Raw genomic sequence first — 21,300 nt, 5'->3', positions numbered from 1 at the left:
CTTCTATATAAAAATATAGAAACAATGAAATGTGGATCTCTTTTTTCTCCGTCACGTTTATTAACTTGTCTATAATGTTAACCGTAAATGAAAGCGGTGTCAATAAATTTTTTCACATTTTCGACACTATTTTTGGAAATGTTTCCATAGTTCTTTTTTCGATGTTGTAATCGCTGTTGCACCAGCTGCTAACGCTCTTTCTACATCATCAACCGTACGAATAAAGCCGCCTGCTAAAATCGGTACGCCCGTCCGTTCTTTCATCTCGGCAATCACACCTGTTAAAGCGCCTGGAAGCACTTCAATATAATCTGGTTTTGTCTTCTCTAACAGATTACAACTTTTCTCCATTGCACTCGAATCAATTAAAAAGATACGCTGAATCGCGACAACACCCTTTTGCTTCGCCTTCATAATCACACTTGCCTTTGTCGACAATAGTCCATATGGCTTATACTCTTGGCATAAAAACTCCGTCGCATGGCCATCACTTTGCAACCCGTGAATTAAATCGACATGTAAAAATACCTTTTTACCATGCTGCTTCGCAAGTTTCACAACACTCTTCAATTGACCGATATGAATGTCTAAAATAACAATATACTCATAATAACTATGTAATAATTTTTCTAAATCTTTTATTTGCCGAACAGCTGGCAAAATCTTTTGCTCATGAAATCCCATTCAAAAAGTCCCCTTTTTTACATCATCCTATTCTTTATAGTACACAAATTAAGGAAAAAGAAAAGCTAGTAGAAGAATTTTTTATCCTACTTTCTTGTCACGTCGTGTCGAGCGGTCGATATCATAAAAAAAAGGTGAATAACCGACTCGTTATTCACCACTTACTCTCATTACAGCAACACAGAATCCTTATCACTCTCTTGATTACGTCGCTCGCGCTCTTCCTCTAAACGCTTCATATATACTTCGCCTTCTTTTTCAATAAACTCATTATCCATCTCTTGCTCTTTTTTTGAAGTATATAAAACCATGTAGCCACTTACGACAATCCCGATAATAACAAGATAAACCCACCATGGTAAAGTTTCCAATTGATTTCCTTCCTTTCCTAAGACAAGCCTTGTTAGTTTCACTGTATGAGAGGAAGGACAAGATTATGACTCTTTTCCATACATTCTTTTTCACATCATAAAAGCAGTACCCCTTAAGAGTACTGCTTCTAGTTTTATCTTATTCTATCGATGAATCCAAACTGCACCTGCAGACTTGTCTTCAGCTTGGCCTACTACTTCAAACTTTAAGCCTAGTTTCGGTAATTTACGTCCCGCATCTGGAATGATACTGTTGATGTACTGCTTAGAATCATCAAATTTCGCAACGCCTGGTAATCCTTTATAGTCAAAGATTCCGCGAGTTGGTGAATCTACTCTCCATGCTGGCGTTTGATCAAATGAGAATGCCGCATCGGCAATTTGATAACGCGTACTGCTCTTCACAGTCGGTTGTCCATTTAATGTACCTACGATTGCCTCTGGATGAGAATCTACTACGCCTAGGAATCCTTCACCTGGATGAACGCCTACCCAGTTATCTGTAAAGCTTTGATCTGCGTACCATACAACCATTCCTGTATTAAATACTGGACCACGCGCATATTTTAATGCTTGGTCAGAACCAGCGTAATTTCTCCACTCTACATAGTAGTTATGTTTTTTCTGTTCAAATCCATCAGATACAGTAAATCCTTTTAACGTCATTGCTGGTTGACCTTCAGCATCATCAGAGAAAACAACTTTGCCATCTACAGTTAACGCTGCATTATCTAACGCAAATCCTTTATAAGCTACTGCGATATCTGTTAAATATTCAAACTGTAGTTTTACTTTTTTCCCTTTGAATTGGCTTAAATCGTATGATTTATCAACCCACTTACCATCAGTTGTATCCATACCGCCTTTTACATCATTTTCTCCCATTCTATCAATACGTGTCTTCGTTCCATCTTCTGCAATAGCGTACACGTCAAGGAAATCATACTTCGCTTCAAGCTCATAGAATGCCTTATAATCAAACTTAGCATTCGCTGCATTTGTTAAATCAAATACTGGCGTCTCAAGTGTTGTATGCATGTCATTTCCTTTTGTACTGTAATAAAACTTCTTACCAAATGCCGCTTCAATATTTTTAATATTTTTGTCCGGTAAGTTAACGCGAACAATTCCTGGTCGTTTTGACTTTGTAACACTTTGATCGATATATGTTGCAGCGCCAATGCCGTTGCGAAGTTTATCGTAATCTACTTCTAAAATATTCGCCCAGTTTCCGCCCATATTCTTTTGGAAAAACTCTTTATTTTGTGGTGACAAGCTCGTTGGCTCTGTTCCTGCAATTTTTCCAGCCCAGCTGCCTCCGCTCATAATAGACCATGACTCAACAGGTTCACCTTGTCCTGTATACTTTGTATCATACTCATCTGGTAAACCTAAATCATGACCGTACTCATGCGCAAACACACCAACCGCTCCATCTTCAGGTTCGATTGTATAATCGTATGCAGCCATCTTTCCGCCCCAATTCGGAACAGAAGCCTGTGTGCCATCAATTGCATATGGTTTTGATCCAAGTTTTGAACGGTGAGACCAAATTGCATCATCTTTCAATTTACCGCCGCCAGCTTCTTGTCCTACACCCGCATGAACAACCATTAAATGATCAATAATGCCGTCTGGCTCATTTTTATTTCCGTCACCATCTTGATCGTACTGATCAAATTGGTCAAAATCAGCCAAGTTAATTCCTTTTGCTACTGCTGCTTTTAATGCTTCCTTCACAAAGTCACGTGGTCCTAAAGGTCCTTTATTATCATGACCAGTACCAGCATCTGAACCGTAATCGGAAGCTTTCCCTGGAACAGTTAGCCATTCCGTTACAGTTCCATCAACTGTGTAGCTACCACCAGATTGTTCTTCATAATATTGTTTAAATGTGTTAATCTTCGATCCATCAAATAACGTAAATGGCTCATCACCAAATAACATTTTTTGATAATGCTCACGATCAAAGTCTTTAGAATACATATATCCTGGCGCTTGATCAATATTATTATGTTTAAAATCACTAAACTCCGCGAGTAAAACAAGCACTTTATCTGTTCGAACAGCACCGTTATATCCTTCTTGCTTCGCTGGTGCAGTCGGAACTTTTCCATTTAACTTACCAGGGGTAAATCCAGATGCTTGTCCAGCTACTGTTCCTTCAGCCGGTTTATCTGCTTGTTCCTTTTCTTGCATCTTTGCATCTTTTACTTTTTTCATAAAATCAGATGCTTCTTGCGTCAAACTATCTCCAGGAACAATCTCTTTCCCAGGGTTTTCCCCTTTCTTTTTCTCAACATACTTTTCAACAGCCTTTGATGTCTCAGCTTGTGATGCAGATTTATCAATGACGCCTCGTTCTTTTAACGCTTCTGCTAAACGTTCCTCTGGTATTAAATGTTCATCGATTGGTAGAGATGATGATGGCGTTTCAGCATATGCAGATTGCCCCCCAAATGCAAAAGTACTGCTTAATACTGCCGCTGTTGCTAATACTGATAAAGGTTTTCTCTTCCCATTGTTTTTCAATGTACTTCCTCCCCATGTTTGCAAATTATCTGTTTTTTTTGCCAATAACAATATAATATTCGTATTATGACGAATATTCAATATTTTTCAACAAATAAAATGTTGAGAAATATTTTTTTATGCAGGATGAAACACATAAGACAGCAAAACAAAAAGGTTCTGCCCTAAATAGCAGAACCTTCGTTCGAATCATCTTCTTAAGAAAGAAGAAACGGGTTTATAATTAAAAAATTCTATTGGTAGATACAGCATGCTTTTCAAAAAAAGCTTGGACATATTTCATAAACTCTTCCGGCTCTTGACGAAACGGAGCATGATACCCTTTTTCAATCATATGGAATGTACTATTTTTCAATAGTTGATGATAGGTTTCACCATTTTTCCATGAAACACTTTTATCATTTCTGCCCCAAATAATTAAGGTTGGCACCTTGATTTCATTCGCATCCATCGCAATGCGGCGCTCTCTCATTTTCGTCAATTCACTATAATGCTCTTTATCATCTCTTCTATTTTTCACCGCATTTTTATCATAATCCGTAATGGTAGATACCGTATTTACATCAACCGATAAATTCGGCTTTTGGAAACCTTCTTTTTGCTGGAAGGATTCTATTCCTGTCGAGTCCGCTAAAATAAGGTGCGTAATCGCTTCAGGATATAAATACGTCAAATTAAGAGAAATCTCTCCTCCCATGGAATGACCGAGAACAGCGAACTTATCGTAGCCTAATTTTTTCATTAACTTATAATATAAATTTGCTTGTGCTGGAAATGAATACTGAAAATCCACCGGCTTAGAAGAACGACCAAATCCTAAAATATCAACCGCAATGATCGTATGATCTTTCGCTAATTCTGGATAAATATCACCGAATCCATCAGAAGAACCACCAAAGCCATGAAGCATAAGCAGCGGCGGGTTTCCTTCACCAATTTGTTTAAAATATATCGTTTGTCCATCAATTTCCGCCATCTTTTCTTCTGTGTTCAGTCTTGTTACCATTGTATCCCTTACTTCCTGTACCTTCGCTGTAGGCCTTTCCACAACATTACAAACCACTAATAATACAAGTGCAAGACCACTAATTATATAGAACTTTAATTGTTTCAAGTTAACTGTCTCCTTTCTATTGCTGTGAATCAAGAACGAATACACTTAAAATAAGCTTTTACATTTTGTACGTATTTTATAGCCACTATAGTTGTAACAAATTAGGTTACAACTATAGTAAAAAAATATGCTTTCTCTCCAAATAGGAATGCATTGGAATATTTCTTGATTACCTTTATACTATTCAACTCACCTGTAATTATTTTAGTTACAAATAAAAAGTAAGTCAATTCTTTTCAGAGAAATTTATATTCCTTTTACTCTACTAAAAGCTTGAAATGATTCTATTTATCTCTTACGTCTGTATCTTCCCTAATAAATTCTAATATTTCTCCATTAGGTTTAATTTTCACACCTGTCAAATACCCTAAATAAGCAGCACCTGTATCTATATTCCATGTATTACTTTCAATGTCATAATGCGGATTTTCGCAAGGTGTGTGTCCTATAATTTGCAATTTATTAATATTCTTTAACGGACTGCGATTCCATAAAACGCCATACTCATCTTCCTCTATGAATGGATTTTCTGATTTTTCAGAAATTCCTGCATGACTTAAAAACAGGTGTTCATTTTCCCAATATAGCGGAAGGTTTCTAAACCATCTAACATCATTCATATAATCTCTATTCATTTTCCTGTATTGATCCAGTGTCTCTTCCCCACACTGTCTTAGCCAATTGTTATTCGGTGGATTATCAAAATGACTAATTATTTCAAACTCATGATTCCCCTTTAAAAATTTGACTTGATTAGGAAAATCAGCACTTAATTGTATTGCAAATTGGGCCATTTGAGGTGAGTTTTTTCCTCTATCAATTAAATCACCTAATTGGAAAACCATTTCATTCTCTTTATCCCAATATTTATTGAGCAAATTCTTAAATGTATAATAACACCCATGGACATCGCCTATAATAAAATAATTCATAGGGTACAGACTCCTCCTTATTTTAAATGAAAACGTTTATCCCTCTTTAACTAACTTACCCCTCTAGTGAAATTAGGGCAAGACATACATCCTCATTTTAATAAAGGGAATCTTTAATCAGTAGGGTTTTCTTCATCCTCCACCTTACTTCTTTTCTTTTGCTGAATTTTGAAGCGGGGATTTTATATACGTAAATAGCGGAAGAAAACAGCTATTTGGAATCACTATAAATCTATGTTTGTGATTTTTTGTAAAAAAGGGAATGAATTATTTATAATAAAATAAAAAACTTATTTGAATAAAAGGAGAAATTTAAATGAGAAACATTTGGGATACATCTAGTAAAAAACTAGAAGATTTAACAGATGAAATGGTTGTTTTCGCTGAAAATAAGCTAGGCGTAAAGTTACCGAAATCATATATTGACTTATGTAAAATACAAAACGGAGGGTATTTAATTTATGATGCTTATCCTACTTCTGTTCCAACAGGTTGGGCAGAAGACCATGTTAGCGTTAACTACATAAATGGGATTGGAGAAAAAGGAATTCTATCAAGCGCTTATTACATTGAAGAGTGGGAATTACCAAAAGATATTCTGCTTTTATGTGGAGACGGACATTGGTGGATTGCGCTGGATTATAGACACACAAAAGAAAATCCACCAATCCTATACATCGATTTAGAATGGGAAGAAGATATTTTCATTTTAGAATTAGCTCCTGATTTTGAAACACTAATTAACGGCCTATTCGTTTATGAATATGAGGAGAATTGATGATTGAAAGATTCACAATATCAATCGTGTTATTTGAATGGAACTCTCATGATAATAAGTGCCTTTTTATTTCAAGGATAAGTAGGTGTTCATATGAAACTATACTTTAAGGATATTGAATTAGGTGATATTACAGAAGTATCCACAGACACACCGTGGATGTGGGGGACGATTCACTTAAATGAAAATAGTAAGCCATTTCATGAATATTTTCACGGGATGGTTGATGAAGACAATGAATTCGATTTTGAAGTCGCAGATTCAGAATTTTTGGCGGAAAGTAATTGGTCTATTTTAGATGAAAATGAAGGTAAATATTTAGGGATCGATATACCGGCTATTTACATAGAAGATACAACGATCGCATGGCGCTGGAGATAAATTGACCGATGCCGAAAGATACTATCTATCCTAAAATAGATTAGAAAAAGAGGTTTTTATATGTGGAAAAACTTGATTTTAGAAATTGAAAACATACTGAAAAGCGTTGGTTATAAGCTGAATACACCCGCTCTAGATACTGAGGTTCAGAGATTAAGAGAACGTGTGATACCTTCAATCCCCCTTAAAAAAGAAATAAGGAGTGTTTAAAACAATGGGAAGATATCCACTGATTGCAATAATGAAAGAGTATGAGGATAAAGAAAATGTAATTTACAGTTTTGGTCCAAATACTGAATCTTGTATGTTATATCCAGATCTTTATAGTAGATGGAATTTTAAAGTTTTAAAGAATGAAACTAACCCTAATGAAGCATTTGTTTGTCTAGATGATATGCCGAAAAAACATATTTCCTTGTTGTATAAATGTATTCACAAAATATATGTTCACGTAAGAGAAAATGGTGGTATGGAAAATATGAATCAGATAGATTTCCCGGAATACCTTGAGTTTATTGTATAAGCTTTATAAAGTGAAACCTTAATCAGCGGCGGACTTAAGCCCTTACCTAACTTCTTTACTTTCACTGAACTTTGAGATGGGGGTCTTACTGTCCGTTAATGCTGGATAAGATAAGGTGGTTTTTAATCAGTTTATGGATCCATTTTCAATTGCGGATTTTCGTTTGAGACAAGATATTTATGAATATGGCCCAAACTTAGATGGTATAGACGATGAAGAAAACAAATAAAAGAAGAACGCCTATTAGTGAGGGTAAACGTTCTTCTTTTGGTTATAGGTCTACACGAGTATTCATTATAGCTGTTCGTAATCTATTCCGAAGCACTTACCTCTGTGTTTCCATCAACATATGGATAGGCAGGTGTATCACTAACGCTATTATGCTAAATCAGGCTTTGATACGAAATGGTCTGCGTGAGTATTAGAAGGTGCTCCGCCGTCACCTTTATTTAAATCCACATCATACGCCAAATCAGGATTTTTCGGCGCTGGAAAATCCGCGTGACTTGCTTGCGGTGTAAACGAACTATTGTAACCTAATGCTACAATACCAATAACAGATAATCCTAAAACAACAGAACCAACTTTTTTAATCATTTTAATGCCCCTTTCTCAAACGTTTTTTCTTTTGCCTGTAATGCTGTGTAGAAGTACTCACTTGCTTTTACATGATTGTTTTCACCGTAAAATTTAACTGCTAGTTTTTCTGTATATTCTTGAGTGTAATTATATAGTGATTCTTTGTCGAAATAATTAATTCCTTCAAGAATAATCTTTTCTAATTCTTCTGTTGGAACATTATTATTTAGTGCTTTTAAAATAGTAAAGTGATGTACATATTCTTCATTATTCAATTCAGTACAAATGTTTAACCCATTTGTAAGTAATTCCTCAGCAATATTTATTTCACCTAGTTTATGATGTTCTCTAGCTTGTAGAAAAATCGCTTTAAAATGTGTCGGCATTTTTGTTGTAACTTCAGATAGATGACGAATTGCCAGTGCTGAAAGATTTTGACTTGCATACAACCAACCTAGATTATTACGTACTCTTAAAAGTAACGATTCTTCATTTTGTTTTTGTAAAATATTAATTGCCGAATTATACTTTTCTTCTGCTTGTTCGTATTGGCGAAGTTGCACACACGCTGCTCCTAGAACACTTTCACATGAAGCAATGTTCTTTTCATACCCTTTATGTTTAACAAGAATTTCTTTTGCTTTATTTACATATTGAATAGCTTCAATAGGTTTATAGAAATGTTGCTTAAAAATAGCAATCCTATAATAAAATTCAGCATATTCCAACTCATCATGTATATGTTTTAACAGTTTTTCAGCTTTCTCATAATGTTCACTAGCCTCATTATAGTTCGTTGTTAATGTGGCATGTATTGCTTTGAAAAAGTGATAGTAATACGAAAGAACCTCGTCAGAAGCTGTGTTACATGATTCAATTACATCAAAACTATTTTTTGTAATGCTTAAACTATCAGTTAACACCTTATATCTAAAATCTAGTAAAGAATAATATAACAATAGACTTTGATCTTCTTCGGCATTAATAATCTTCTCATCAATTTCTTCTTTCAATTCTGTCGCTTTCTCCACTTGCTGCTTCAGCATCGATTGATACCAAGCGTCTAATGAATGCTTAATCTGTTCTTTCGTTACTACATGTGCACTCATAGAATTTCTCCCCTCATTTCTTTCTGTAATTATCTAAATATTAACACTCTTCCACAAATTGTATATAATTTCTTTTCTGCATAAGTTGAGAAATAATTTTCAGATTTTTACCAGTACAATTACGAATTGAGTGAAAGAAAGGGTATTTAAATCTTATATTGAATTTATAAAGATATAAAATTATGGAGGTCATATACGGATGGTACTACAAAGAGTAAGTCTAATAACAATTGGTGCTTTTAACTTACCTGTTCTTCGGGCATTTTATAAAAGTCTAGGGTGGGAAGAGACAGAAATCAGTTCAGATACTTATGCGGCATTTAAAACGGCAGGTGTTATTCTTTCAATATTTCCTATTGAGGAATTAGCAAGAGATGCTGGTGTTTCCATTACTCAAGACGTAAACAGCTTTCGTGGTGTAACGTTTGCTATCAATGTAGATAAGCCTGAACAAGTTGATACAACAATTGAGGAAATTCGAAATGTCGGCGGAAAAATTTTAAGGGAACCAAGCGATGCTTTTTGGGGAGGAAGAACGGCTTATTTTGCCGATCCAGAAAACAATCTTTGGGAAGTAGCATGGAATCCTGATTCTATCTTTGATGACAGAGGAGCTATGCTTTCTTTCTAGATATTATTTGGATAAACGTAGACTATTAAAGTACCTTACCAACTAGCACTTTCAAACAAGGTAAAAAAGGACTAACAAAAAATGACAGTAGGATTTTCTGTAGATGTATTTTTCTATGAGGCAGGACACCCTGACTTTTTACACAGCTTTTTCTCAACAATGTCATACAGGTGGGAGTCCTCTCGAAAGATATGATAGAGGAAACAGCCGTAAACCAATTTGCCCACGAGTTTTTAAAATCTCGTGGGCAAATTGTAGGCAAGCAATGTTAGAAGTTTGCTAAAATCACTTGCCTCATAAGTACTATTTAGTTGTGAAAAGTAGGTTTATAAAACGAACGATTATCAAGGGCAAAGACACGCTCTGTGTATTCACCTGGTTTCGTGCGGCCAAGGGCACGATCCATCATGTTCATCTTCGCATCTAAATTATCGATGTAATGCAGGATTTCTGCTTCTTTTACTAATGGTGGTTTTGGGCTACCCCATTCGGCTTTTCCGTGATGAGATAAGACGATATGTTGAAGAATTAGTACTTCTTCGCCTTCAATTTTCAGTTCATCTGCGGCTTTTCCGATTTCGTTTACCATGATGGAAATGTGACCTAGTAGGTTTCCTTCTAGTGTATATGTTGTTGAAATCGGACCAGATAATTCAATGACTTTACCAAGGTCGTGTAAAATAACGCCTGCATATAGTAAATCTTTATCTAAAGATGGATATAGCGTAGAAATTGCTTTCGCTAAATCAAGCATCGACACAACGTGATACGCAAGTCCTGATACGAACTCATGATGATTTTTCGTTGCTGCTGGATATTCTAAAAATTCATTTTGATGTTTATTCAATAAGTGTCTTGTCAGACGCTGAATGTTCGAATTTCTCATTTCAAATATGTACTGTGTAATCTTTTCTACCATATCTTCTTTTTTCACTGGAGCTTTTTCTACAAAGTCTGAGATATCTGTTATTTCATTCGCATTTGCAACGCGGATTTGCTTCACACGAAGTTGAATGCGCCCTTTATAGTTTTGAATATCTCCAGCTACTTTTACAATCGTTTCGGCTACATATTGCTTCTCTACTTCTGGTGATACATCCCATAGCTTCGCTTCAATATCCCCGCTTTGGTCTTGTAAGATTACTGTTAAAAATGGCTTCCCATTACTTGCGATACCTTTTGTTGCTGTTTTAATTAGCAAAAAGACATCGACTTGTTCACCAACTTCATATTCTGCAATTTTCTTTTTCATCCTGATTCCTCCACCAACTTAAGTACTTTTAGTATAGCACACTACACCTTATTTTCTTTACGTTCATGTGTTAATTTTATAATCTGTTTTTCTGTAAAGAATGATAATAGATGGGCATGACATGTAAAGAAAATCACTTGTCTATCCTTCGCAATTTCTTTTATTAATTGGATTGTTCGTTCTGTTCTTATTGCATCAAAATGTACAAAGCTATCATCAATAATAAATGGATAATCATGTTCAAACGTCCGGGCTAGTGCAAATCTTAGTGACAAATACAGTTGCTCCGCTGTCGCCTGACTTAGTTCATGACTATAAAAACGCATACCATCACTTCGTTCTACAATAAACGGCTCACTTTCTGATGGCGAAAAAATCTTACTATACTTCTCACCTGTTAAGTATACAAAATACTCCTCGGCCTTTTGTAGAATACGGGGCAGCTGTACTTCATGATAATATTGCTTTGTTTTTGTTAACACCGTTTTAGCAGTCGCGTATGCAGCCCACTTTTTCACTTGCTCACGTACATGCGATTTTTTCATTTCCCATTCATGTAATAAGTCACCGTACGTACTACCTTCTTCTAAATTCGCAATCTCCACGCGATGCTCCGCAATACTCTCGGTCAATTTCTTCTCTTCTGAAAGGAAGCCTTGTATACGAAGTTCTTCTTGATTTAAGTTTTCTTCATATCCTTTCACTTGGTAGTGTTCCACTAATGATAAGCTTGTTAAACGCTTTTCTAACATATCAATTTGAGGTGATAGCCGCTCTACTTGCTTCTCTGCCTCCTCAAGCTTTTCTGCTCTCTTACCAAGCTCTAAAAACATTTCTTCATTAGTAACTGCTGCCATTTCTAAGAGCGCATCTCGTTCTACTGTAAGTTGTTTTACTTGGTGCTGCAGTACTTCCCGCTCTTCTTTCCAATCAGCAAGCTTTCCTACAAGTTGCTCCTTCTTTTGCCCTTTTTCTTTTTCCTTTTGAATGCGATCACGAATCATATGAAGATGATCACATTCTGTATTTCTCATAACGTTCTCTAGTTTATGTTCAAACTGCGAAATCATTTCATATAATATCTCTTTTCGCTCCGCCATCTTTCCTACTTCGCGATATAACTGTTGCATCTTTTCCACACGTTCAAATGCTGATAATACATGCGCATATGTATAAAAACTTGGGAACGAATAACGCGCATTATATGTATCGACTTGCTCTCCCACATGAAACGTATCTCGCTCCCATTCTTCATATGCAGAAACCACTCTTTCATAGGTTCTTTCAATTTGTTGTAACTTATAAGACTCTCGCTCAAATAATTTACGTATTTCTTCATCTTTTTCTACTTGATAACGAATAGATAGTGCCTCTTCATTTTGCCTTCCACCTGCACTTTGCTGCAGCGAGAGCAGTTCTTCTTGTAAGCTATCTGAAGAATTATCTTTATACAAAACAAGTGCAAGTACAATTAAGACAAAAAAGATAACACTCGTAAATAACAACGCACGATTATCTAGAAATACACTTGTCAGCAATATCACTGTATTAACAGCTAACAAAAGGAAACAAATCGTCTGCCAACGCTTTTTCTTTTCCCGCGCGGTTTTCATTCTTTCTTCATATTTACGCTTAATGCGCTCCGCACCAGTACCTATCAAGACTGTATCTTGAAACGACTTTTCTTTTTCTACAAGGTTCTGCCGCTCTTCATCCGATAACATCTGCTTCCGAATATGCCCTACGTTTTCTTCCTGTTCTTCTAATTGCTCCTGCGCCACTTTAAAGCGCTCATCAAGCTGCTCTTTCCGATTATCTAACTCTCTCGCCTTTTGCACCGTTTGCGTTATCATTTCTTTTGCCGCAAGGCTTGTATCAAATGACAGTACCTTTTCTTTTTCAAAAGTAGTACCAATTTGCTGCTCGAGCTCTTCTATCTCTTCTTTCATATTCCCGATGCTTACTGTAATATCGCGCATTTCTTGGCGCGCATTTTCATATGACATATGCTGCATACGAAGTTCTTCTACATAACTATCTTTTTGCAACAGTTCTTCTTGTACTTCTATCCCATCCAATTCCGATTGCACCATTTCCATCCGTTTCTGGATTGAATCAAGTTGCACCAAAAGCGGCTCCAGTTTTGCTTTTATCGTTTCATAACGTTCTACACCTCGAACTGGAAACGGATTCTTCTGCTCTTCTAGCGCTTTTTCATACGCTTGTTTTTCAATGACAAGAGGTTGTAGCGTGGCCAACACTTCATAGTCTTGCTTACGTTTCTCTGCCATCTCTTTTTCATCCCGAATGTGAGCAAGACGCCCTTCACTTTCTTTTAACTGCCCCATTAGCTTTTCATACGTACCAATTTTCCCTTGCCACGCCCCAAGCTTTTCTTGCAGTTTCTTTATTTCTTGAAGCGACACATTAATCTCCGGCTTACGGCCATTCGGCTTAAAACGCTGCTCCATTTCTTTTTCTAGCTTTTTATCTAACTGCAAGAGCGCATCACTTCCAACTGCACTCGCCGAAAACAAATAATTTCCGATTTCAGCTTCTCCAACATGATGAATATTTTGGAGACCATGCATATCAAACGAAAAGACAGAATCAAACAGGTTCTCATTCATCCCGCTTAGCAGAGTCTGCAGTACTTCTTCACCAGCTGTTTTTCCATCTTCAAAGTAAACCGTCACTTCTCCAGCAGCCGTTTTCGGAAGACGCTCGATTTTGAGTCTTCCATACTGCTCCGTCATAACGGTCACCCTACCGCCGTACTTCCCGCCTTCTTTCGGTTCGTAGCGTCTTTGCCCTCTCATTGGAAAACCAAATAAAATACTCTTCATAAACGAACGAATCGTCGATTTTCCCGCTTCATTTTCACCGTACAACACCGTCAGCAATGAAAGATCCATTTCCACATTTTCTAATTTCCCATAGCCATAAATATGGAGTTTCTCAATTCTCATTTTTTATCCCTCTCTTGCTGGAATAATTGCTCTAATATAATATTTTCCGCTTCCTTTTGAATCTCTGCTTTCTCCTCTTCTGAAAAAGACTCAATCACATTACGCGCGACAGGAGATGTCCAAATCGTTCGCAGCACCGCATCCATATTCGTAAAGGATTCTAGTTCTTGCAATACACTACCAACAAAATGATTTTCCTCTTTTAAACGCTCGGTTTCAGCAAATGAAATCGTCTCATTCTTCCACTTCATTACATATACAAAATCTCTACGCTCTTCTCCCGCTGCCAAAATATGAAAAATCTCTTCCACACGTTTTTCATCACGTAAATAAGAAGCTAGAGGGCCTTGGCCAGTAAACACAGCTGTCAGAAGAGTTCCCTCCTCTTCTTTACGCCATTCGTTCAGCGCTTTTGAACAAGCCGTCATAAGGTCATCAACTGTCTGTAGTTCATCGATACTAATTTCCATTTCTCCCCAAACTACATCTGCCGTACTAAAGAAAGAACAATTCGCCTTTCGCTCTGTAATCTCAACAAGATACGCTCCCTTTTCTCCCGTTTCCTTCCGGTGGCGCCCTTGTATATTACCTGGATAAATGATATATGGCTCCTCTGCTAAAATCTCGCGTTTATGTATATGACCAAGAGCCCAATAATCAAACCCTTTCTCCTTCAGCTCACGAATTTGAAACGGCGCATAGCGATTATGCTCTGCATCGCCACCTTCCACACTTCCGTGAAGCATCCCAATATGAAAAGGCGCATCGCTCATTTTTTCATACTGCGCTGTCATATTATCCGTGACAGCTTGTTGTAAATAACTAAACCCATAAATAGATGCAACCAGTTCACCATCTTTATAAAACGGCTTCGCTTCTACATATGGCTCTGTAAACACATGAACATTCTCAGGAAACTCAATTGCCGCCCAGCTTCCTCCTAAATGATCATGGTTACCATGAATGATATAAACAGGAATGTCATACTGCGAAAGGCGCTTCATTTGCTCTCTCACAAACACTTGCGCTCTAAGACTTCTCGTTTCCGCATCATATAAATCTCCCGCAATCAGCATGAAATCAACGCGCTCTTGAATCGCTTTATCGATAATACGTTCAAATGACTGAAACGTACTTTGCTTCATTCTCTCCCAAACAGATGACGACACATTCATTTCCATTCCTTTAAACGGACTATCCAAATGTAAATCTGCCGCATGTATAAACTTTACTTCTTTCACAATGTAACGTCCTTTCTCCGTGATACTCAGTCTTATTTTAGCACGATATATCACAGATTTCTTTTGTATAATTGTTCGTTTTACAGTTGAATAGCTTTAACATTCTGATTGTTTATTCTAGAGGGGATTTTCATGGTTATATACAAGAACCATTTTCGAAAAAGATGGCTCAAAGTACTAGCTAGATCATTTGAGGCTATGATTAAAACGAAAGTAAATTCAAAAGGTAAAACAAACAAGCTGGTTTCCACCAGGTCACCTTCACTAATTTTATGTAAAGATGACCTGATAATGAGAGGATTTAGTCGGCTGGGGGAGTTACTTTCCAAGGATTTTCTTTGCAAGTGTTTGGTGGGAAATCGACTGGTAAATCATCTGGTGCATTCCCATAACTACAACCGCAATTGTTTTTAGAAGATTGCACTTTATCTGGAGTTATATTCCATTGTGTTATACTATCTTGTTTATCTTTTGTATATGAACGGTATCTTGCTTTTTTATGCAGAAAGTGTTTCTCTTTTATTTTAATCACCTCTTCTTTTTTGTTTTAATTTAATCTTTTTACTAACAATCAGGAAGATCACTAATTGAATTATAAGCATCATTAATTTGTTTTTGGGTTAATTGAGTGGATACATTGTTTATTAATGGAACGTGCATAATATTATCTTCAGCATCAACATGTTCTAGACCAAAAACATGTCCTAGTTCATGCGCAAGGATTAGTGGGCTATTAGAAAGTACATTATCTCTAGGATTTGCAATAAGAATGCTTGGACTATAAATGTTAGGACTCCAAATAGGGGCGCATCCTTGTACTATGGTACCGTTATCAAGTGTTATTGGTCCATTTATATAGAATACAGCAATATCTACTTCATTTGGTTCTGGCCATGGTCCTGTACCATAAGGTCTGCTATCTAAATCAGCTTGGAAGTTTTCAGGAAGATCTTCAAACACAGTAAATTCACAAGGGAAAGTTTGATCAGGAAGAACTACTGGACCATCTACTGGTACTCTTACAATTCTACTGCTGTCCGCAGGATCTCGAAAACGATATCTTATATCAATACCAGCCCCTACTTTCCAAATCCGATTTACCCAGCGTACATGTTCTCTAAACTGAGCATCTGTTATAGTTGACCCAGGTGCAATATAAAAGTCGATTACAACACAAGGCATTTCGTCATCTCTATATATAGAATAGGTTGTACAAATGGTGTACTACTATTAATAGATGCAGCTTGTCCATTTTAGGTAACGGCACTTGCGTATATTCGTACATTATCAGTAAATAATTGATTTAAAAATTTTGGGTAGGCTCCTATCTCTAAAAATCAATTTATATAACGGATATATCATATGAAAACACATGAGAAAATTACATTTTACTAAAGAGAAAAAGAGATTTTACTGTTTTGCTAGTGGGGAATTTATGTATCATTATGATGTTGTTCACCCAACTGAACGGTTTACGATTTACGCTTGATCCCTGCACATTGTATGGGGATTTTTTCATAAAGAAAAGGCACTCAATGAGTGCCTTCCTTCAGTTCTTTAGTTCACCAATTGTTTTTCTGTAGGGTTTCAACATGATTAATGAAAAAATATAGAGCAGATCTATAATAAAATAATAGCACTATGTTACCTGATGTTTTCATGCAATTTTACATATGGGGTGTTTTTTACCCATCCCTCTCCTTTCTCTTCAAAAATAAAGTAAATACAAAAGCCCTTCTACTTATTACCGATCATGTCACATATTTCTTTGCATATTCTAAAGATTTATGACAAAATAGTTATAAGATTCTGATTTTAATCTTTGGAGGGAATTTTCATGGGAGTATATATTCTAACAGTCTTTGAAAAAGATGGTTCCAAAATGCTAGACGAATCATTCGAGGCGACAACAGAAGCAGAAGCGAAATCAAAAGGGACATCCATTTTACAAGAAAAAGGATTGCATGAAAAAACACATCGCTGCACATCTTCAGCAGGAAAACTCGTTTTATTCCAGCGCTAAAAAAAGAAGCGTCATCCGCTTCTTTTTCATTCTATTTCTTCATCACACCACGTAAATACCACATCTAGAATCCGATTACCAATACGCACGCGTCTATTCCACTTTCCAGTTTGAATTTGGCGCTGCAGTTCATCTTTCATCTTTTCTGTCCAGTCGTGAATGGTCCCATTCCCGTCGTACGGATATATGCTAGGAAACTCTTCCTGCAGAAGACTCAGGCTTTCCGCATCCAAATGAAAATGGAAATAGTAGTTCGCCGTAAGCGATGGTTCCTGCAATTTTAAAAACGGATCGTCAATTTGCTTTCTATTTCGGTAGAAAGTAAATATATTCACCTTTCCGCTCGTAATTTGGTCAATTTGAATTTCGTGCTTCTCTATAATCACGTCGCGCCCACCTCGTTATATACTACCTTTAGTATATATGTCTTTTGCATCAAAGTTAACCATTTTCACACGAAATTCATTTCCTTCATCTACATCCTGAACCTCCAAAATCAGAATAAATTACAAAAACAAATTTGAAGGGGAGCGATTACATGTATTTCGGTAGCAAAGGTTGGTACGTAAAAGAACTAAAAAAATTAGGTATCCGTACTTATGAAGGTAAAAAACTAGAATCTTATCGTACGCATGTTTTGGCTAGTTTGCTTGAGAGAATGAAGAGAGAGTCAGCTTAATACAAAGAAAGAAGCAACGTTTTATGGCGTTGCTTCTTTTCTCTTTTTTTGTTCAATTAGCCGTCTACTCTCATATTTAAAAATTGAACAAGTTGATCATTTAAATAACTTGTACTATACGAAAAATCATTTTGATACCACTCAATAATTATGCCAATTATCGCATTCGCTTGATAAGAAGAATAAAGCGAATGATTAACTCCTTCTTTAAGCAAAGCTTCTTGATCTTGAAGTAACAATTTCTTTATTTCCTCGAACAGTAAATAGTAGTACATTAATGGAACCTTTTTGGAAAAAATAATTCTGTAAAATGATTTGTATTTTTCGATATGATGAAAAATCCGAATGGTAGAAGGATCTAAGTTACTAGTTCTCAATACTGATACATGGCGATAAGGTTCTTGATAAGAACATGCCAAATCTGCTGTAATTTCCTTAAAATATTCCTCAAATAAATCTTCTATTTGTGTATAATGCAAGTAAAATGTGCCACGATTTATTTTTGCTTTTCTACAAATTTCCGAGATTGAGATGACTTCTAGACTTTTTTCGTTTAATAATTCTAACAATGCATTATGTAACGCCTCTTTTGTTTTCACAATACGCATATCTGTACGCATCATTTTTTCACCTCTTATTAAACACATCTCTTACTATGTGTTAATTATTGAACAGTTATCGTTATTTTGCTCATTGTAAGCGTTCTTTTATATGATTATAATTTTTATTGAACAACTGTTCAATAAAAAGACAAAGGGGGCCGTTTCAGATGAGATTAAAAGGAAAAGTAGCAATTGTCACTGGTGCTGCATCAGGCATGGGGAAAGCTATTGCAGAAGGTTATGCAAAAGAAGGAGCAAAGGTCGTTGTATCAGACTTAAACTTAGAAGGGGCTCAACATGTAGTACAGGGAATTAAGGCTATAGGTGCAGAAGCCATTGCTGTTCAAACAAACGTGACTTCCGATGAGGATCTACAACGTCTTTTTGATGAAACAAAACAAACTTATGGAAAATTAGATATTCTTGTTAATAATGCCGGCATTATGGATGGAATGGAACCTGTTGGTGAAATTTTAGACGAACGCTGGGAGAAGGTTTTCTCTGTTAATACGGTATCTGTCATGAAAGCAATGCGGATTGCAGTAAATCTATTCTTAGAACAAGGACACGGCACAATCGTCAATAATATTTCCGCTGGCGGATTATACGGTGCACGTGCTGGTGCTGCTTACACAGCATCTAAACATGCAGTCGTTGGCCTAACAAAAAACACTGCCTTCATGTATGCGGACAAAAACATTCGTTGTAACGGAATCGCTCCTGGAGCAGTCATGACAAACATTGCTTCTTCAATGACTCATTTGAGCGAATTTGGTATGAGCCGCCAATCATTAGGTATGGCAATTAATCCACGCGTTGGACAACCAGAAGAAGTTGCACAACTAGCTATCTTCTTAGGCTCAGACGAGGCTAGCTTCGTAAACGGACAAGTCATTGCTGTAGACGGTGGCTGGACTTCATATTAATGTTCATGAACACCTATTATATTCACCTTTCCGCTCGTAATTTGTTCCATTTGAATCTCGTGCTTAAGCTAGAATCATATCGTACGCATGTATTGGCAAGTTTGCTTGAAAAAGCAAAGAGACAATCTGCTTAATACATGAAAAGAAGCAATGTTTTTTGACGTTGCTTCTTTTCTTCCAGTCAATTACATAACAAATAGAACTTTTCTAATTGATTAGCTATCGTTTCATACGAATACTTAAAACTTATACCTTATACGAAGAGAGGAACTATGCAATCTCCAATCATTTTGTGTGAATCACACTATTCTACTCTCAGGGCCCTTTTCTTATCATGCCGTTTTTATTTCAACAAGGAAATCATAATTTTCTCTAACTCAGTCTCATTTAAAACATCATCAATGATTACAACTTGATAAGCACCGTCCTTTCCTTTTGCAGGAACAATCATCTTCATCCCCTTTACATTGCTTCTTCTGCTGTTTAGCCGGTACATCTGTACGTGCATTTAATAAAGATAAAAACGATAAACGGATATAAAAAAATGGCTTCGATACAATATCGAAACCATCTTTTAAACATCTCTTTATAAAATTATCTATTCTATAGAGATAGTTTATTCATTTATCTAATATGTATTTTATATACGTACAGCCGTACCACTTACAGCAACCATTAACATTCCGTCACGAACAACCTCATAGTCTACATCAACGCCAACAATTGCATTTGCTCCTTTTTGCTTCGCAAGTTGTTTCATTTCTTCAATCGCAATATCACGAGCTTCTTTTAATTTACTTTCATATGCGCCAGCGCGGCCACCGACAACATCACGAACAGAAGCAAATAAATCACGTACAATATTTGCGCCCATAATCGCTTCACCATTTACAATATCCACATACTCAATAATTTCTTTACCTTGAATTCCAGAAGTTGTTGTTACAATCATTACTGACACTCTCCTATAATTTATAAAAATGTATTTGCGTTTCTTATACCTGTATTATTACATGAAAAAAATAAATAAACTATTTACTAACCTTACAAAAAGGTGACACTTTTGTAAGAATTATAAGCAAAAAGAACAGCGTCACTTTCGCGGACTCTGTTCTTTTTATTTTTCCTATTAAACGCTCTCTCTACTTTTCCTAATTTCAATTATGTATAAACTATAAAGGAGCACCCCTAGCCCTAGAATTTTTTCATTCTTAGACGCATTGGGACCTAGTGTAATAGTAGGTACGTTTAACCCCATAAACCTTTCACTCCATTCTATAGGCATATACCCTTGCTTACCGATTGCTAATGTACGTCCATCTGTTGTACGGAGAGTTGTTTGAATAAAATCAACCTCAACTTTTACATCAGATAACTTCGTTTCTTTATCCGTCATCAAAGAGCCACGTATCGAGCCAAAACTTTGTATCATTTTCTCTTTAAACATACCAAGCTGGTTATAATTCGAATCATAGATTACCCAATCATATCCGTCAGCTCCAGTATGAAAATATGCAAGAATTTCCCCGCTACTCGTTTCTAATCCATAAACATCTTTATTTCTCAAAAAAGGTATCACTGAAAAAAGAATGTTAGATGAAATGATCTTTGTTCCAGCAACATATCCCCCATCTGGATGATATAGGCCAAATTGTTTATTCTGTTTAGGCAATTCTAATACGACAAACGTATCGACATCCCAAAACGTTACATTACTTTTCACCGTATTCTTTTGTATCAAGTTTCCTTTTCGTAATTGCCAAAATCCAATTCCGAAAAAAACAGAAGAAACAAGAACAATAAAGATAATGTGTCCCCAATTCACAAATCCCCAAGTCCCGTATACACACCATAGCGCAAACAGAAAAATACCTGTTCCAATAAGAAGTTTAAACTTCCCTTTCCGCTTATAATAATCAAATAGTTCCATTTCTACATCCCTACCCCTTATTTGTATGTCTTAACTATTAATCT

Annotated in this window: 23 protein-coding genes and 3 pseudogenes; 10 read left to right on the top strand and 16 right to left on the bottom strand. The window is 36.2% G+C overall.

The window, feature by feature from the left end; translation table 11 throughout:
* Positions 1 to 126 precede the first annotated feature (126 nt).
* The 5 genes from BLV40_RS15765 to BLV40_RS15745 all read right to left on the bottom strand — a co-directional run bounded on the left by BLV40_RS15765 (position 127) and on the right by BLV40_RS15745 (position 5,633).
* Positions 127 to 684, bottom strand: coding sequence for a glycerol-3-phosphate responsive antiterminator (locus tag BLV40_RS15765; RefSeq protein WP_090691615.1), 558 nt, complete (start codon positions 682 to 684; stop codon positions 127 to 129).
* 170 nt (positions 685 to 854) lie between these two features.
* Entirely contained in the window at positions 855 to 1,055 is a 201-nt protein-coding gene (locus BLV40_RS15760) for a sporulation YhaL family protein (RefSeq protein WP_026590583.1), read from the bottom strand.
* Between the two features lie 144 nt (positions 1,056 to 1,199).
* Positions 1,200 to 3,587: an immune inhibitor A domain-containing protein gene (locus BLV40_RS15755; protein WP_090691601.1), complete on the bottom strand. Its 2,388-nt coding sequence runs from the start codon at positions 3,585 to 3,587 to the stop codon at positions 1,200 to 1,202.
* Positions 3,588 to 3,810: 223 nt separating this feature from the next.
* Positions 3,811 to 4,701: an alpha/beta fold hydrolase gene (locus BLV40_RS15750; RefSeq protein WP_090691597.1), complete on the bottom strand. Its 891-nt coding sequence runs from the start codon at positions 4,699 to 4,701 to the stop codon at positions 3,811 to 3,813.
* 284 nt (positions 4,702 to 4,985) lie between these two features.
* Complete coding sequence (locus BLV40_RS15745; protein WP_090691591.1) at positions 4,986 to 5,633, bottom strand: metallophosphoesterase family protein; 648 nt, start codon at positions 5,631 to 5,633, stop codon at positions 4,986 to 4,988.
* A 316-nt stretch (positions 5,634 to 5,949) separates the two neighbouring features.
* Between BLV40_RS15745 and BLV40_RS15740 the strand changes: the two genes are divergently transcribed.
* From BLV40_RS15740 to BLV40_RS15720, 5 genes and pseudogenes are all read left to right on the top strand, one after another.
* Positions 5,950 to 6,411, top strand: a complete 462-nt coding sequence (locus BLV40_RS15740; RefSeq protein ID WP_090691588.1) for an SMI1/KNR4 family protein — start codon at positions 5,950 to 5,952, stop codon at positions 6,409 to 6,411.
* A gap of 93 nt (positions 6,412 to 6,504) precedes the next feature.
* Positions 6,505 to 6,792, top strand: a complete 288-nt coding sequence (locus tag BLV40_RS15735) for a hypothetical protein (RefSeq protein WP_090691585.1) — start codon at positions 6,505 to 6,507, stop codon at positions 6,790 to 6,792.
* 60 nt (positions 6,793 to 6,852) lie between these two features.
* Positions 6,853 to 6,954 (top strand): annotated as a pseudogene (locus BLV40_RS15730) (SMI1/KNR4 family protein); the annotation flags it as partial.
* 52 nt (positions 6,955 to 7,006) lie between these two features.
* Positions 7,007 to 7,315 carry a hypothetical protein gene (locus BLV40_RS15725; RefSeq protein ID WP_026590589.1) on the top strand — a complete coding sequence of 103 codons (309 nt, stop codon included), beginning with the start codon at positions 7,007 to 7,009 and terminating at the stop codon, positions 7,313 to 7,315.
* 121 nt (positions 7,316 to 7,436) lie between these two features.
* Positions 7,437 to 7,544, top strand: a pseudogene (locus BLV40_RS15720) (SMI1/KNR4 family protein); the annotation flags it as partial.
* A 149-nt stretch (positions 7,545 to 7,693) separates the two neighbouring features.
* Here BLV40_RS15720 and BLV40_RS15715 read toward each other — a convergent pair.
* On the bottom strand, positions 7,694 to 7,912 hold the full coding sequence (locus BLV40_RS15715; RefSeq protein ID WP_090691583.1) for a Phr family secreted Rap phosphatase inhibitor: 219 nt from the start codon (positions 7,910 to 7,912) through the stop codon (positions 7,694 to 7,696).
* Positions 7,909 to 9,003: a response regulator aspartate phosphatase gene (locus BLV40_RS15710; RefSeq protein WP_090691578.1), complete on the bottom strand. Its 1,095-nt coding sequence runs from the start codon at positions 9,001 to 9,003 to the stop codon at positions 7,909 to 7,911. Before BLV40_RS15710 ends, BLV40_RS15715 begins: the two co-directional genes overlap by 4 nt.
* A 199-nt stretch (positions 9,004 to 9,202) precedes the next feature.
* Here BLV40_RS15710 and BLV40_RS15705 point away from each other — a divergent pair, with 199 nt between their 5' ends.
* Positions 9,203 to 9,634 carry a VOC family protein gene (locus BLV40_RS15705; protein ID WP_090691576.1) on the top strand — a complete coding sequence of 144 codons (432 nt, stop codon included), beginning with the start codon at positions 9,203 to 9,205 and terminating at the stop codon, positions 9,632 to 9,634.
* A gap of 81 nt (positions 9,635 to 9,715) precedes the next feature.
* Positions 9,716 to 9,814 (top strand): annotated as a pseudogene (locus BLV40_RS29810) (hypothetical protein); the annotation flags it as partial.
* A gap of 127 nt (positions 9,815 to 9,941) precedes the next feature.
* On the opposite strand, the gene yhaM reads toward BLV40_RS29810, so the two are convergent.
* The 5 genes from yhaM to BLV40_RS15680 all read right to left on the bottom strand — a co-directional run bounded on the left by yhaM (position 9,942) and on the right by BLV40_RS15680 (position 16,278).
* A complete protein-coding gene (gene yhaM, locus BLV40_RS15700) occupies positions 9,942 to 10,886 on the bottom strand; it encodes a 3'-5' exoribonuclease YhaM (protein WP_026590593.1) in 945 nt (314 codons plus the stop codon).
* 41 nt (positions 10,887 to 10,927) lie between these two features.
* Entirely contained in the window at positions 10,928 to 13,855 is a 2,928-nt protein-coding gene (locus BLV40_RS15695) for an ATP-binding protein (protein ID WP_090691574.1), read from the bottom strand.
* Entirely contained in the window at positions 13,852 to 15,096 is a 1,245-nt protein-coding gene (locus BLV40_RS15690) for a metallophosphoesterase family protein (RefSeq protein ID WP_090691572.1), read from the bottom strand. The genes BLV40_RS15695 and BLV40_RS15690 overlap by 4 nt, the downstream gene beginning before the upstream one ends.
* 301 nt (positions 15,097 to 15,397) lie before the next feature.
* Complete coding sequence (locus tag BLV40_RS28930; protein WP_090691570.1) at positions 15,398 to 15,628, bottom strand: hypothetical protein; 231 nt, start codon at positions 15,626 to 15,628, stop codon at positions 15,398 to 15,400.
* Between the two features lie 32 nt (positions 15,629 to 15,660).
* Positions 15,661 to 16,278 (bottom strand): matrixin family metalloprotease, encoded by a 618-nt coding sequence (locus tag BLV40_RS15680; RefSeq protein ID WP_090691566.1) that lies wholly within the window; start codon positions 16,276 to 16,278, stop codon positions 15,661 to 15,663.
* 655 nt (positions 16,279 to 16,933) lie between these two features.
* On the opposite strand from BLV40_RS15680, the gene BLV40_RS15675 reads away from it, so the two are divergent.
* Complete coding sequence (locus tag BLV40_RS15675; protein ID WP_090691563.1) at positions 16,934 to 17,119, top strand: YhzD family protein; 186 nt, start codon at positions 16,934 to 16,936, stop codon at positions 17,117 to 17,119.
* A gap of 26 nt (positions 17,120 to 17,145) precedes the next feature.
* On the opposite strand, the gene BLV40_RS15670 is transcribed toward BLV40_RS15675, so the two are convergent.
* Positions 17,146 to 17,505, bottom strand: a complete 360-nt coding sequence (locus BLV40_RS15670) for a hypothetical protein (protein ID WP_026590604.1) — start codon at positions 17,503 to 17,505, stop codon at positions 17,146 to 17,148.
* 152 nt (positions 17,506 to 17,657) lie between these two features.
* Here BLV40_RS15670 and BLV40_RS15665 point away from each other — a divergent pair, with 152 nt between their 5' ends.
* Positions 17,658 to 17,798, top strand: coding sequence for a YflJ family protein (locus tag BLV40_RS15665; protein ID WP_003195687.1), 141 nt, complete (start codon positions 17,658 to 17,660; stop codon positions 17,796 to 17,798).
* 56 nt (positions 17,799 to 17,854) lie between these two features.
* Here BLV40_RS15665 and BLV40_RS15660 read toward each other — a convergent pair whose 3' ends face one another.
* A complete protein-coding gene (locus BLV40_RS15660) occupies positions 17,855 to 18,421 on the bottom strand; it encodes a TetR/AcrR family transcriptional regulator (RefSeq protein ID WP_090691558.1) in 567 nt (188 codons plus the stop codon).
* A gap of 146 nt (positions 18,422 to 18,567) precedes the next feature.
* On the opposite strand from BLV40_RS15660, the gene BLV40_RS15655 reads away from it, so the two are divergent.
* A complete protein-coding gene (locus BLV40_RS15655) occupies positions 18,568 to 19,326 on the top strand; it encodes an SDR family oxidoreductase (RefSeq protein WP_090691556.1) in 759 nt (252 codons plus the stop codon).
* A 640-nt stretch (positions 19,327 to 19,966) separates the two neighbouring features.
* On the opposite strand, the gene BLV40_RS15645 is transcribed toward BLV40_RS15655, so the two are convergent.
* Positions 19,967 to 20,278, bottom strand: a complete 312-nt coding sequence (locus BLV40_RS15645) for a heavy metal-binding domain-containing protein (protein ID WP_026590607.1) — start codon at positions 20,276 to 20,278, stop codon at positions 19,967 to 19,969.
* A 177-nt stretch (positions 20,279 to 20,455) separates the two neighbouring features.
* Entirely contained in the window at positions 20,456 to 21,256 is an 801-nt protein-coding gene (locus BLV40_RS28080) for an ABC transporter ATP-binding protein (RefSeq protein ID WP_139265544.1), read from the bottom strand.
* Positions 21,257 to 21,300 lie beyond the last annotated feature (44 nt).

Origin of the sequence: Bacillus sp. 166amftsu (genome assembly GCF_900107445.1) — a bacterium.
In the GTDB taxonomy this organism is placed as follows: Bacteria; Bacillota; Bacilli; order Bacillales; family Bacillaceae_G; genus Bacillus_A; species Bacillus_A arachidis.
Note: the sequence above shows the minus strand (reverse complement) of the source record. Positions and strands in the feature narration are given on the sequence as shown.

Excerpts from the sequence above, each read along its gene's own strand:
- BLV40_RS15765 (WP_090691615.1), bottom strand. The coding sequence starts at position 684 with ATGGGATTTCATGAGCAAAAGATTTTGCCAGCTGTTCGGCAAATAAAA.
- yhaM (WP_026590593.1), bottom strand. The coding sequence starts at position 10,886 with ATGAAAAAGAAAATTGCAGAATATGAAGTTGGTGAACAAGTCGATGTC.
- BLV40_RS15725 (WP_026590589.1), top strand. The coding sequence starts at position 7,007 with ATGGGAAGATATCCACTGATTGCAATAATGAAAGAGTATGAGGATAAA.
- BLV40_RS15740 (WP_090691588.1), top strand. The coding sequence starts at position 5,950 with ATGAGAAACATTTGGGATACATCTAGTAAAAAACTAGAAGATTTAACA.
- BLV40_RS15660 (WP_090691558.1), bottom strand. The coding sequence starts at position 18,421 with ATGATGCGTACAGATATGCGTATTGTGAAAACAAAAGAGGCGTTACAT.
- BLV40_RS15745 (WP_090691591.1), bottom strand. The coding sequence starts at position 5,633 with ATGAATTATTTTATTATAGGCGATGTCCATGGGTGTTATTATACATTT.
- BLV40_RS15705 (WP_090691576.1), top strand. The coding sequence starts at position 9,203 with ATGGTACTACAAAGAGTAAGTCTAATAACAATTGGTGCTTTTAACTTA.
- BLV40_RS15710 (WP_090691578.1), bottom strand. The coding sequence starts at position 9,003 with ATGAGTGCACATGTAGTAACGAAAGAACAGATTAAGCATTCATTAGAC.
- BLV40_RS15645 (WP_026590607.1), bottom strand. The coding sequence starts at position 20,278 with ATGATTGTAACAACAACTTCTGGAATTCAAGGTAAAGAAATTATTGAG.
- BLV40_RS15675 (WP_090691563.1), top strand. The coding sequence starts at position 16,934 with ATGGGAGTATATATTCTAACAGTCTTTGAAAAAGATGGTTCCAAAATG.
- BLV40_RS15695 (WP_090691574.1), bottom strand. The coding sequence starts at position 13,855 with ATGAGAATTGAGAAACTCCATATTTATGGCTATGGGAAATTAGAAAAT.
- BLV40_RS28080 (WP_139265544.1), bottom strand. The coding sequence starts at position 21,256 with ATGGAACTATTTGATTATTATAAGCGGAAAGGGAAGTTTAAACTTCTT.
- BLV40_RS15680 (WP_090691566.1), bottom strand. The coding sequence starts at position 16,278 with ATGCCTTGTGTTGTAATCGACTTTTATATTGCACCTGGGTCAACTATA.
- BLV40_RS15735 (WP_090691585.1), top strand. The coding sequence starts at position 6,505 with ATGAAACTATACTTTAAGGATATTGAATTAGGTGATATTACAGAAGTA.
- BLV40_RS15655 (WP_090691556.1), top strand. The coding sequence starts at position 18,568 with ATGAGATTAAAAGGAAAAGTAGCAATTGTCACTGGTGCTGCATCAGGC.
- BLV40_RS15715 (WP_090691583.1), bottom strand. The coding sequence starts at position 7,912 with ATGATTAAAAAAGTTGGTTCTGTTGTTTTAGGATTATCTGTTATTGGT.
- BLV40_RS15665 (WP_003195687.1), top strand. The coding sequence starts at position 17,658 with ATGTATTTCGGTAGCAAAGGTTGGTACGTAAAAGAACTAAAAAAATTA.